Origin of the sequence: Pseudomonas sp. Sample_10, from assembly GCF_004321495.1 — a bacterium.
GTDB lineage: Bacteria > Pseudomonadota > Gammaproteobacteria > Pseudomonadales > Pseudomonadaceae > Aquipseudomonas.
In genome coordinates, this window is record NZ_RCOE01000064.1 from 13,034 (window position 1) to 25,265 (window position 12,232).

Annotated in this window: 11 protein-coding genes; 4 read left to right on the forward strand and 7 right to left on the reverse strand. The window is 59.5% G+C overall.

The genetic code is table 11. The annotated features are described in order from the left end of the window. Positions 1–141: 141 nt before the first annotated feature. From D8U18_RS06300 to aspA, 6 genes are all read right to left on the reverse strand, one after another. Positions 142–1,242 carry a polyamine ABC transporter substrate-binding protein gene (locus D8U18_RS06300; protein WP_130903504.1) on the reverse strand — a complete coding sequence of 367 codons (1,101 nt, stop codon included), beginning with the start codon at positions 1,240–1,242 and terminating at the stop codon, positions 142–144. 12 nt (positions 1,243–1,254) lie between these two features. Beyond that, positions 1,255–2,286 carry a histone deacetylase family protein gene (locus tag D8U18_RS06305; protein ID WP_130903505.1) on the reverse strand — a complete coding sequence of 344 codons (1,032 nt, stop codon included), beginning with the start codon at positions 2,284–2,286 and terminating at the stop codon, positions 1,255–1,257. A 229-nt stretch (positions 2,287–2,515) separates the two neighbouring features. Then, positions 2,516–3,508, reverse strand: a complete 993-nt coding sequence (locus D8U18_RS06310; RefSeq protein ID WP_130903506.1) for an AraC family transcriptional regulator — start codon at positions 3,506–3,508, stop codon at positions 2,516–2,518. 173 nt (positions 3,509–3,681) lie between these two features. Further along, the gene (locus tag D8U18_RS06315; RefSeq protein WP_131107296.1) at positions 3,682–4,686 is read right to left on the reverse strand and encodes an asparaginase; all 1,005 of its coding nucleotides are present in this window, start codon (positions 4,684–4,686) and stop codon (positions 3,682–3,684) included. 77 nt (positions 4,687–4,763) lie between these two features. Continuing rightward, entirely contained in the window at positions 4,764–6,212 is a 1,449-nt protein-coding gene (locus tag D8U18_RS06320; RefSeq protein WP_056854338.1) for an alanine/glycine:cation symporter family protein, read from the reverse strand. 427 nt (positions 6,213–6,639) lie between these two features. Continuing rightward, positions 6,640–8,064, reverse strand: a complete 1,425-nt coding sequence (aspA, locus tag D8U18_RS06325; protein ID WP_130903507.1) for an aspartate ammonia-lyase — start codon at positions 8,062–8,064, stop codon at positions 6,640–6,642. Positions 8,065–8,244: 180 nt separating this feature from the next. On the opposite strand from aspA, the gene D8U18_RS06330 reads away from it, so the two are divergent. Next, positions 8,245–9,153 (forward strand): LysR substrate-binding domain-containing protein, encoded by a 909-nt coding sequence (locus D8U18_RS06330; RefSeq protein ID WP_130931069.1) that lies wholly within the window; start codon positions 8,245–8,247, stop codon positions 9,151–9,153. A 13-nt stretch (positions 9,154–9,166) separates the two neighbouring features. Here D8U18_RS06330 and D8U18_RS06335 read toward each other — a convergent pair whose 3' ends face one another. Continuing rightward, the gene (locus tag D8U18_RS06335; RefSeq protein WP_130903508.1) at positions 9,167–9,859 is read right to left on the reverse strand and encodes a hypothetical protein; all 693 of its coding nucleotides are present in this window, start codon (positions 9,857–9,859) and stop codon (positions 9,167–9,169) included. 368 nt (positions 9,860–10,227) lie between these two features. Here D8U18_RS06335 and purE point away from each other — a divergent pair, with 368 nt between their 5' ends. From purE to D8U18_RS06350, 3 genes are all read left to right on the forward strand, one after another. Then, a complete protein-coding gene (purE, locus tag D8U18_RS06340; RefSeq protein WP_034149342.1) occupies positions 10,228–10,719 on the forward strand; it encodes a 5-(carboxyamino)imidazole ribonucleotide mutase in 492 nt (163 codons plus the stop codon). A gap of 11 nt (positions 10,720–10,730) precedes the next feature. After that, the gene (locus D8U18_RS06345) at positions 10,731–11,813 is read left to right on the forward strand and encodes a 5-(carboxyamino)imidazole ribonucleotide synthase (protein WP_056854341.1); all 1,083 of its coding nucleotides are present in this window, start codon (positions 10,731–10,733) and stop codon (positions 11,811–11,813) included. A gap of 105 nt (positions 11,814–11,918) precedes the next feature. Next, positions 11,919–12,164 (forward strand): GlsB/YeaQ/YmgE family stress response membrane protein, encoded by a 246-nt coding sequence (locus D8U18_RS06350; protein ID WP_056854342.1) that lies wholly within the window; start codon positions 11,919–11,921, stop codon positions 12,162–12,164. Positions 12,165–12,232: the final 68 nt, after the last annotated feature.

The following is a 12,232-nucleotide window of genomic DNA, read 5'->3' on the forward strand; positions in this document are numbered from 1 at the left end:
CTCGATGCGCAGCAGTCCCTTTCAGGACCGCTCCGCGCTCCAGCGGGAGCAAGCTCCCTCGCCACAGGATGCCAGCGTTCTCTTAAGTGAACAGCATTACGCCATAAGCGGGTCTTCACTGGCGCGCAAACACTGGCTCGTTCAGGTTCCGGATTTGATCTTGGTCCACGCCCGGGTGCGCGCGCGTTCGGCATCGCGCGGCAGCGGCTGCAGGGTGTAGAGCGTGCTCATCGCCGTGTCGGTCGGATACAGATTCGGGTTGTTGCGGATGGCCGGGTCGACCATTTCCGTGGCGTCCTTGTTCGGGTTCGGGTAACCGACGAAATCGCTCACCGGCGCGATCACCTGAGGTTGCAGCAAGTAGTTGATGAAGGTGTAGGCGTCTTCCGGGTTCTTCGCGCCCTTGGGAATGGCAAGCATGTCGAACCAGATCGGCGCGCCTTCCTTCGGCAGGCGCATGTCGACGGTCACACCGTTTTTGGCTTCCTTGGCGCGGTTGGCCGCCTGGGAGAAGCTGCCGGAGTAACCGACCGCGACGCAGATGTCGCCGTTGGCGATGTCGGCCATGTACTTGGAAGAGTGGAAGTAAGTGACGTACGGACGGATTTTCATCAGCAGTGATTCAGCCTTGGCGTAGTCCGCAGGCTTTTTGCTGTTGGGATCGAGGCCGAGGTGTTGCAGGGCCAGAGGCAGGATCTCCGAGGGCGAGTCGAGCAGGGCGACGCCGCACTGCTTGAGCTTGCTGATGTTTTCTTCCTTGAAGATCAGGTCCCAGCTGTCCACGGGAGCGTTGTCACCCAGCACGGCCTTGACCTTGTCCGGGTTGAAGCCGATCAGGATCGTGCCGTACATGTAGGGCACGGCAAATTTGTTGCCCGGGTCATTGGCTTCGATCAGCTTCATCAGCTTGGGATCGAGGTGGTTCCAGTTCGGCAATTTGCTGCGGTCCAGAGGCTGGAATACGCCCGCTTCAATTTGCTTGGCGAGGAACACATTGGACGGCACCACCACGTCGTAGCCGGAGTTGCCGGTCAGCAGTTTGGCTTCCAGCGCTTCGTTGGTATCGAAGATGTCGTAGACCAGTTTGGTCTGCGCGTTCTGTGCCTTGAAGTCTTCCAGGGCTTTGGGCGTGATGTAGTCGAACCAGTTGTAGACACGCAACGTTCGTTCTTCGGCCTGTGCGGCACCGCTCAGTACCGTGGCGCAAAGCGCAGGGACGATAAAACGCTTGAGATTCTTCATGCTTGTATTTCCTCAGCAAGCGCTTTCAAAACCTTCGAGAACGTTCACGGCGTTGATACCGATTTCTTCGACTGCGTACCCGCCTTCCATCACGAACAGCGTCGGTACGCCTAGCTTTGCGATGCGCTTGCCCATGGCCAGGTAATCCGGACTGTCGAGCTTGAACTGCGAGATCGGGTCGTCCTTGAACGTGTCGACGCCCAGGGACACGACAACGATGTCGGCGCCATAGCTTTGGATCTCTTTGCAAGCGTGTTCCAACGCTGCACTCCAGGTGTCCCAGCCGCTGCCGGCAGGCAACGGATAGTTGAAGTTGAAACCTTCACCGGCGCCTTCACCCAATTCGTCTTCATAGCCGAGGAAGAATGGAAACTCGGCTTCCGGGTGACCATGGATCGAAGTGAACAGCACATCGCTGCGCTCGTAGAAAATCGATTGAGTGCCATTGCCGTGGTGGTAGTCGACGTCGAGAATCGCGACCTTTTTGTGGCCCTGATCGAGGAATGCCTGGGCAGCGATGGCCGCGTTGTTGAGGTAGCAATAACCTCCCATCAAGTCGCCGGCAGCGTGGTGTCCTGGTGGGCGGCAGAGGGCGAAGGCACTGCGGGCGCCGCGCTGGATTTCGGCTTGGGCCGTGAGCGCAACTTGCGCTGCGCTGTACGCTGCCTGCCAGGTGCCGGCGGTGATCGGGGCGCCGCCATCGAAACTGTAGTAACCCAGTTCGCCATGCAGGCTCGTGGGTTTGACACGACGCAGCGTGCGCGCCGGCCAGGTGTAGGGCAGCAAGTCACCGTCGGTGTTGAACTCGGTCCAGCGTGCCCAGGCGCCTTTGAAAAAGTCGAGATAATCGCGGCTGTGGATACGCGCGATCGGTTCGAGGCCGAAATCCTTCGGCGCCTCCACTGGGCCGAGATTCTGCTTTTGCACTCTGGAAAGCACGTGGTCGGCCCGCGATGGCATTTCGAAGCAGGGCTTGAGTTGCCCGTCTATCAATTCGCAGCGGCCATGGTGCAGGTGGTGATCGTCTGAGTAGATCGTCAGCATTTGTTGTTCTCCGCAGGGCTGGTTCGGTTGAGCACAGTCTTGCGGCGCAGACGATTCAGGAGAACGGCAGGAAAGGCCAAAAGGGGATCGATGTGGCCAAAACATTTGACCGAAATTCGCCTCTCGAATAACGCCTCAAAACCCGTAGGAGCGAGGCTTGCCCGCGAAGCTTTTGACGCACGTGAGAACCCCTCGCGGGCAAACCTCGCTCCTGCGTCAGTGGGCGGTATCAGGGCCGGAACTGGCTCGGCGCCACACCGCTCCAGCGCACAAACGCATGACGAAAACTGGCGGTCTCGCTGAACCCCAGGGCCTCGGCGATTTGATAGATCGGCAGTTGATCCTCGCACAGCATTTGTTTGGCCTGCTCGAAGCGCAGTTCGTCGAGCAGTTCCTGATAACTGCATCCCAGATCTTTCAGATGCCGACGCAAGGTGCGCGCCGAACAATTCATCTGCTCGGCCAGCCCTTCAAGCCCTGGCGCGGCGTTCAATTGCGCTCGGAGCAACTGCCGAATCCGCCCTAACCAGGCCTGGCGCCCCGTGAATTCGAGGTTCTGCTTGCGGCAACGTTCGGCCATGGCCTGGTGGGTGATGACATCGGCCAGCGGCAATGGCTGGTCGAGCCAGCGCTTGTCGAAGGCAAAGGCGTTGTCCCGCGCCCCAAAGAGCAGCGGGCAATTGAAATGTTCGGCGTAGGTCGATTCATAGTCGGGCGCGGCATGTTCGAAGCGTGCAGCCAGCAGTGGCAGTGAATGCCCGAGCAGATCGTCGCAGGTGACTTTCAACGACACCAGGCAAAACTCCGCGTTGAACACGGCCATCGCCGGGCTCTCACGATAGTCGGCCGCGACGAACCAGATACGCTCGCCATCGTCTTCCAGGCTCAATTCGAAAAGTGTTCCCAGCAACGCCGGATACCGCATCGCCAAACGTAAAGCGTCACCGAAGGTGGCACTGGTGAGCAGGGCGTAACCGAGCATGCCGTAGCAGGAAACGTGCATTCGCCGCCCCAGTTCCAGGCCGATGTCACGCTTGAGCGCAACGGCGTTGGCGCAGACCTGCATTTCCTGATTGGTGGTGATGCGCGTGTCGGCCCGGTGCAGGTCCGCCGCACTGATGCCGCTGCCGGCCAGCAGCGCCTCGCTGGACAAACCTTCGGCCTTGAAGACGTTGAGGATCAGCGAGACGGCATTGAGGGTGGTGAGGTGGGAGTGGAGCATGGGAGGTTCCAGCCTTGGGATGGCTGGAACGCAGCAATTTGCATGCCTGCTTCAACGTGTTGCGTGTCGCAAATAACCAACCCGAAGGAGCGAGGCTTGCCCGCGAAGCTTTTGGCGTACTTGAGGCCGCGTTCGCGGGCAAGCTTCGCTCCTACAGATTCTTGTGGAGCGGGTCAGATCAACTCGCCGCAGAGGTCCTGTTCTACCAGGCGGCGCACCTCGGCGGTATCGAGCCCGGCGCTCAACAGCCCATGCAACTTGCCGAACGCCGCCTCACGGGTCATGCCGCCACCCGACAGCACGCCCACACCGCGCAAGCGACTGCCAGCCTCATACACATCCAGCTCCACGCCACCTTCATGGCACTGAGTCACGGCGACAACGACAACGCCTTTATCCCGCGCCCGCTCCAGGCTGGCGAGGAACGCCGGGTTGTCGCTCGGCCCCGTGCCGCTGCCGTAGCACTCCAGCACCAGGCCTTGAATGCCGCTGTCGAGCAGGCCGTCGAGAATCCCGGCGCTGATGCCGGGAAACAATGGCAGCACCGCGACATTCGCCAATTGTCGGGGCTGGTTGTAGTTCAACGACGCCGGGATCGAAACCGCTTTCACGCCGCCACCCTGGCGCTCCAGGCGCTTGAATGGATGCCGGCCGAAACTGCGCACCTTGGCGCAACGGGTCGGGGCCAGCAGTTCGCCGTGGAAGTACAGTTGCACGCCCGGCGCCAGGCCTTGGCCCAAGGCAACCAGCGCACCGCTGAGGTTTTCCCAGGCATCGCTGTCCGTTACGCCGGCCGGCAACATGGAACCGGTGAAGACCACGCGAGCCTTCAGGCCGAGCAACTGAAAGCTCATGGCAGCGGCGCTGTAGGCCAGGGTATCGGTGCCATGCAGGATCAGCACGCTGTCGCAGCCCTGGACATCCACCGCATCGACCACCGCTTCACGCAGTTGCTGCCAATACGCGGGGGTCATGTTGGCACTGTCGATCAGCGGCGACATCTCGCGAAAGCGCCATTGCGGTACGACGAGATCAGGCTGGCTGTGCAGGTATTCGCGCATCCGCGCTTCGAAACCGGACGCCGGGGCCAGGCCGTTGGCGCTCGCCTGCATGCCGATGGTGCCGCCGGTATAGAGCACCATGACGTGCTGGGCGGCAGGATAGGTCGACGAATTCATGGAGCTGCTCCGAGAACGATGATGTCCTGTGGGAGCCAGCAAGCCGGCTCCTACAGGGGATTTCGCACTTTAACCGATCAGCGTTGCGCTGCGGTCACACCTTGCGGCTCAGCCTGGTTCTGAACGGCGGCCGGTGGATTCGCCGGCCAGGCCTGACGATCCAGATCCAGATCCGGGAACTTGCTCGAATCGAACACCGGCGTCTTGATCCCGGCGGCGCGCTGGTCATCGTAGTCACGCAGGATGCGCATGCCGACCTTGAACAACAGGGCCAGCGCGATCAGGTTGACGAAAGCGAGCAGGGTCATGGTGATGTCGGCGAAGGCGAACACGGTGCCGAGGTTTTCGATGGCGCCCCAGAAAATCAGCACCAGTACCAGCGCTCGATAACCCATCAACGCCTTGCGGTTTTCACCGATCAAAAAGCGCAGGTTGTTTTCGCCCAGGTAGTAGTTGTAGAGGATCGAGGTGAACACGAACAACGCCAGCGCCACGGAAATGAACATCCGGCCCCAGTCACCGACCACTGCTGCCAGGGAGTTCTGGGTCAGGGCAATGCCGTCGCCTTCGAAGCCCGGGGTGTAGAAGCCCGAGAGCAGGATCAGCAACGCCGTACAGGTGCAGATCACGAAGGTATCGAGGAACACACTGAACGCTTGAACCACGCCTTGCGCCACCGGGTGCTCGACCGCTGCCACCGCTGCCACGTTAGGCGCACTGCCCAGGCCCGCTTCGTTGGCGAACACGCCGCGTTTGACGCCCATGATAATGGCGCTGCCCACCAGTCCACCAAAGGCCTGGTCCAGACCGAAGGCGCTCTTGACGATGGTCATCAGCATGCCCGGCACCTGGTCGAATTGCAGCACGATCACGTAAATGGTCACGCCGATGTAGACCAGGGTTTTCACCGGCACCAGCAGGTCGGCGACCTTGGCGATGCGCTTGATCCCGCCGATGAACACCAGGCCCAGCAGCACGGCCAGACCGAGGCCGGTGTAAGTCGTGTCGAGGCCGAATGCGTTGTTCAGCGAGTGAGTCACGGCGTGGGCTTGCAAGCCGTTGAAGGCGAACCCGAAGGTCACCAGCAACAGAAAAGCCATCAACATGCCGAGCCAGCGTTTTTGCAGACCGTGCTGGATGTAATAGGACGGGCCGCCACGGAACTGACCTTCCGAGTCGCAGCGCTTGTAGAGCTGGCCCAGGGAGCATTCGAAGAAGCTGCTGGACATGCCGACCAGTGCGGTCACCCACATCCAGAACACCGCGCCTGGGCCACCGAGTGTCACGGCGATACCGACACCGGCAATGTTGCCCGCACCGACGCGGCCGGCGAGGCTGAGCATCAGGGCCTGGAACGAACTGAGTTGCCCGGCGCTGCTTTTGAGGCTGTCGCGGAACACCGCGAACATGTGGAAGAAATGACGCAATTGAACGAAACGCGAGCGGATCGTGAAGTAGCTACCGAGCCCGACAATGAGCACGATCAGTACTTTCCCTGAGAGGAAGTCGTTGATGACTTCGAGCATGGATTATTCCTCGCTGTTTTTTGTGTAGGCAACAATGCTGGCCGGACAGACACATCGAGTTACATCAGTTGGCGCTCGGCACAACAGACGGGTCGATGTTCGTCCCGGTTTCATATCGCGGGTTTGTTATTAGTTCGGGTTTCGCATGGGTTGTGGTCTCGCTACCGACGACCGCTCACGCGAAGAGGGGCGGCACTATACCGATGACAGTGCCGTCCGTCTGCACGGTTGTGGTGCAAGCACGCAATTGCAGGCGCAAGGCTTGCCCGCGATGGCGATTGTGAGAACGCCATCGCGGGCAAGCCTTGCTCCTACAGCTGTAAAAAAATCAAAAAAAAGGGCCGGGAGAGTGATCTCCAAGCCCTCAAAAGGTGAGAGGTGTCTAGTCCCTCGACCTGGTGAGCGGTGCTACAGGTAACGCGTCGGTTCAGGCTTTAAGCGGAACCAGGCGCGGAGCAATCATGTTTTCCGGGCGCAGGATGTCGGCGAGCATGGCTTCGTCGAGCAGACCTTCTTCGCGCACCAGTTCCAGCACGCCACGGCCGCTTTCGAGGGCGATACGGGCGATGCGGGTGGCGTTTTTGTAGCCGATGTACGGGTTCAGTGCGGTGACCAGGCCGATCGAGTGTTCGACCAGTTCACGGCAGCGTGCTTCGTTGGCGGTGATGCCGACGATGCAGTGCTCGCGCAGCATGTCCATGGCGCGTTGCAGCAGGCGGATCGAATCGAGGATCTTGAAAGCGATCAGCGGCTCCATCACGTTCAGTTGCAGCTGGCCGCCTTCGGCTGCCATGGTCAGCGCCAAGTCGTTACCGATGACCTGGAACGCGACCTGGTTCACGGCTTCCGGGATCACCGGGTTGACCTTGCCGGGCATGATCGAGCTGCCTGGCTGACGCGCCGGCAGGTTGATTTCATTGATGCCGGTGCGTGGGCCGCTGGACAGCAGGCGCAAGTCGTTGCAGATCTTCGACAGCTTGACCGCGGTGCGCTTGAGCATGCCGGAGAACAGTACGAAGGCACCCATGTCGGAGGTGGCTTCGATCAGGTCGGCGGCGGGTACCAGTGGCTGACCGCTGATCAGGGCCAGGCGCTGCACAGCCAGGGCCTGATAGCGTGGGTCGGCGTTGATGCCGGTACCGATCGCGGTGCCGCCCAGGTTCACTTCAGTCAGCAGTTCCGGGGCCAGCGTCTTGAGACGGGCCAGGTCTTCGCCCATGGTGGTGGCGAAAGCACGGAACTCTTGACCCAGGGTCATCGGCACAGCGTCTTGCAGCTGGGTACGACCCATCTTCAGTACGTGGTTGAATTCTTCACCTTTGGCCGCGAATGCCTGAATCAGGCTGTCGAGGCTGGCCAGCAGCGCATCGTGACCCAACAGCAGACCCAGGCGGATCGCGGTCGGGTAAGCGTCGTTGGTCGACTGCGCCATGTTGACGTCGTCGTTCGGGTGCAGGTATTGGTATTCGCCTTTCTCGTGACCCATCGCTTCCAGAGCAATGTTGGCGATCACTTCGTTGGCGTTCATGTTGGTGGAAGTACCGGCGCCACCTTGAATCATGTCGACCACGAATTCTTCGTGGAAATCACCGCGGATCAGTCGAGCACAGGCTTCGCTGATGGCCGCGTGCTTGGCTTCGCTCAAGTGGCCCAGCTCACGGTTGGCGTCTGCAGCGGCCTGTTTGACCATTGCCAGACCCACAACCAGTTTCGGGTAATGCGAAATCGGCACACCGGAGAGACGGAAGTTGTTCACCGCCCGCAGTGTCTGGATGCCGTAATACGCATGAGCCGGTACTTCGAGGGCGCCAAGCAGGTCGTTTTCTGTGCGGAATGATGCAGCGGAAGACATGATAGAAATCATCTCGATATTAACCCGGTCTGTGCCGGAACACTGCAAATGCTAGGCTTGTGGAGCATTTTGGGCCAATGCTGTTAAACACTGCCCTATGCATATTCGGCATAATGCCGATGTGACGTCGCGTTCGCGGCGAGCGTGTGACCTAAATTGGTGCGTGTCCGGGAGGACGTGATGAATCTGGAAAGTAAATGGCTGGAGGACTTCAGTGCTCTGGCGGCCACCCGCAGCTTTTCCCAGGCCGCGGAACGGCGCTTCGTGACCCAGCCTGCCTTCAGCCGGCGCATCCGCAGCCTCGAAGCGGCATTGGGGCTGACCCTGGTCAATCGCTCGCGCACACCCGTGGAGCTGACGGCGGCGGGGCAACTGTTTCTGGTCACCGCGCGCACCGTGGTCGAACAGCTCGGCGAAGTGCTGCGCCACCTGCACCATCTGGAAGGCGGGCAGGGGGAAGTGATGCAGGTCGCGGCTGCCCACTCATTAGCGCTGGGTTTTTTCCCGCGCTGGATCGCGCAGTTGCGCAACGAAGGTTTGAATATTGCCACGCGACTGGTCGCAACCAACGTCGGCGATGCGGTGCATGCCTTGCGTGAAGGCGGCTGCGACTTGATGCTGGCGTTCTACGACCCGGACGCGGCGATGCAGATGGATCCGGAAATCTTCCCCTCGCTGCACCTTGGCCAGACCGAAATGCTTCCGGTGTGCGCCGCAGATGCCGATGGCAAGCCGTTGTTCGATCTGGAAGGCGAGGCCAGCGTGCCGCTGCTGGCCTACAGTGCCGGTGCGTTCCTCGGGCGTTCAGTCAACGGTCTGTTGCGCCAGCGCCAGCTGCGATTCACCACGATCTACGAAACCGCCATGGCCGACAGCCTCAAGAGCATGGCGCTGGAAGGGCTGGGCATTGCCTGGGTGCCGCAGCTCAGTGTGCGCGCCGAATTGGCGCGCGGTGAACTGGTGGTCTGCGGGGGGGCGCAGTGGCACGTACCTCTGGAGATTCGCTTGTATCGTTGTGCTTTGGTACGCAAGGCCAACGTGCGGTTGTTGTGGCGCAAACTGGAAGGCGGCGTCGCTGCCAATACTTGAAATGGCGAGACGCTCATGGAGCATCACGCAGATAACTTCTGATGCGCTCACGATTTGGATCAGTGTATACATAGCAGTTGGAGAGTAGCGTATTGACTTTGGCTGCCATGAAAGTCTCGCACCACCATCCGTTATATCTGACTTCGGCGAGCTCATGTTGTGCATCGAGCATATGACCAAGTTCATGTCCAACAATTTGTTTGTGGTTTAATGCCGCGAGTGCAAATTGTTGTCCCACCCCTGCAAGGCCAAATACGTTGTTGGTCATTCCATCATTGGTAAGCAACATAAATTTTGTGGTTCTGCCTGTAGGGAGATTTTTTGCATCACGGTAGGCTGTACCCAGATCTCTCCATCCATCATAGGAGGCCTGAGTTTCGCCCTTGTAGGAGTAGTTCGTGTAAGGCGGGGTGTTGCGTACAAATATGACCGAAACATCACGTCCCGTTGTAGTTCTCAGTTCTCTGATGACCGGCGCGAAGTGATCGGGATAGAGGGAAGGGATCTTATCTTCCGGTACATCATCGTGGACAAAAGCAAATACGAATATTGGTCTTTTTTCCACGGGTATACTGCTGCGCATACTTGGAGTTTCAGGTTGTGCAATCGGCCAGGGCGTTTCGTCTTTTACGACGGTGGCCGAAGCGGTTTGATTGATAATTGAAGTAAAAAGCAAAGTGGTGAAAAGTGTGTAGAGTATTTGCATATTTATACGCTCGGGATAATTGGATATTTATTTGGAAGATTTAATGTCATCCGCGAACATTAATATGACTTTTAAGTTAGCTTGTATCGCATAGTTATGTTTCGAACAGTGTGGAAGTCCAGTTCTAAGAAAAATGATCGAGGGGCTATTCGCTCTGACTTTCAAGTCAATAAAATCGGTTGTTGCGAGCAAAACCACTCCAGCGACACTTGGTCGTATCGGGGGCTGTTTATCTGCCGTATTGCGGTATACTGCGCGGCCTTCGGCCGGTTACGACCGGCCATAATTCGTACAATCAAGCCACGCATTCTGCGTGGCTTGTTGTTTTTTGATGCGCCTGCGGGCGCCCAGAGAGAAGAGGCACGACGATGAGTGCATTGGTTGGCGTGATCATGGGCTCCAAGTCCGATTGGTCCACCCTTAGCCACACCGCCGATATGCTGGAAAAGCTCGGCATTCCTTATGAGGTGAAGGTGGTTTCTGCCCACCGCACCCCGGATCTGCTGTTCCAGTACGCTGAAGAAGCCGAGGCGCGTGGCATCGAGGTGATCATCGCCGGTGCCGGTGGCGCGGCCCACTTGCCTGGCATGTGTGCAGCCAAGACCCACCTGCCGGTGCTGGGCGTGCCGGTGCAGTCGGCGATGCTCTCGGGCGTCGATTCGCTGCTCTCCATCGTGCAGATGCCTGCCGGTATTCCGGTTGCCACCCTGGCCATCGGCAAGGCTGGCGCGATCAACGCTGCGCTGTTGTCGGCAAGTATCCTGGGCGCCAAGCACCCGCAGTTCCATGAAGTGCTGAAAACCTTCCGTGCTGAGCAGACAGACAGCGTCCTGGAAAATCCAGACCCACGCATCGCCTGAGGTTGTTGACGATGAAGATCGGTGTAATCGGTGGCGGCCAGTTGGGTCGCATGTTGGCGCTGGCGGGCACTCCGCTGGGAATGAACTTCGCTTTCCTCGACCCGGCGCCGGACGCTTGCGCGGCAGCATTGGGCGAACACCTGCGGGCCGATTACGGCGATCAGGATCACCTGCGCCAGTTGGCCGATGAAGTCGATCTGGTGACCTTCGAATTCGAAAGCGTACCGGCGGAAACCGTCGCGTTCCTGTCGCAATTCGTTCCGGTCTATCCGAGTGCCGAAGCCCTGCGCATTGCTCGCGATCGCTGGTTCGAAAAGAGCATGTTCAAGGACCTGGGCATTCCAACCCCGGCATTCGCCGACATTCAGTCCCAGGCTGACCTGGACGCCGCCGTGGCTTCCATCGGTCTGCCGGCGGTACTGAAAACCCGCACCCTGGGCTACGACGGCAAGGGCCAGAAAGTCCTGCGCACCCCTGAAGACGTGGTGGGCACGTTCGCCGAGCTGGGCAGCGTGGCTTGCCTGCTGGAAGGTTTCGTGCCGTTCACTGGTGAGGTCTCACTGATCGCCGTACGTGCCCGCGATGGTGAAACCCGTTTTTATCCGCTGGTGCACAACACCCACGACAGCGGCATCCTCAAGCTGTCCGTGGCCAGCACCGATCACCCGTTGCAAGCCTTGGCCGAAGACTACTCCAGTCGCGTACTCAAGCAGCTGAATTATGTCGGCGTGATGGCATTCGAATTCTTTGAGGTCGACGGTGGCCTCAAGGCCAACGAAATCGCCCCGCGGGTGCACAACTCCGGGCACTGGACCACCGAAGGCGCCGAATGCAGTCAGTTCGAAAACCACTTGCGGGCCGTTGCCGGTCTGCCGCTGGGTTCGACGGCCAAGGTCGGCGAGAGCGCCATGCTCAACTTCATTGGCCAAGTGCCTGAGACCGAGAAAGTCCTGGCCATCGCCGATTGCCATCTGCATCACTACGGCAAGGCATTCAAGGTCGGCCGCAAGGTTGGCCACGCCAATCTGCGTTGTGCAGACCGTGAAACGCTGGCTGCACAGATCCTCAAAGTCGAAGCGCTCATCGCCGAATAAACAGTTTCACGTGGCAGCGGCGGAACCATTGCGGTGCCGCCGTTCTCTCATGGCAGGATGCCAAAGTCTGGCTAGGCTAAAGCCAATCAATCAGAGGGAAATGCCATGGGAATTATCGGAACCATCTTTATCGGCTTGATCGTCGGCCTGCTGGCGCGGTTCCTGAAGCCGGGCGATGACAGCATGGGCTGGATCATGACCATCCTGCTCGGTATCGGCGGTTCGCTGGCGGCTACTTATGGCGGCCAGGCGTTGGGCATTTACCAGGCGGGCGAAGCTGCCGGTTTCATCGGTGCGCTGGTGGGCGCGGTGGTGTTGCTGGTGATCTACGGCCTGATCAAAAAGAACTGATTCAAGCGACAAAGTCCTCTCGGCTGCGCAGTCCGGGAGGACTAGAATGCTCGGCGATTTCCTTTCCT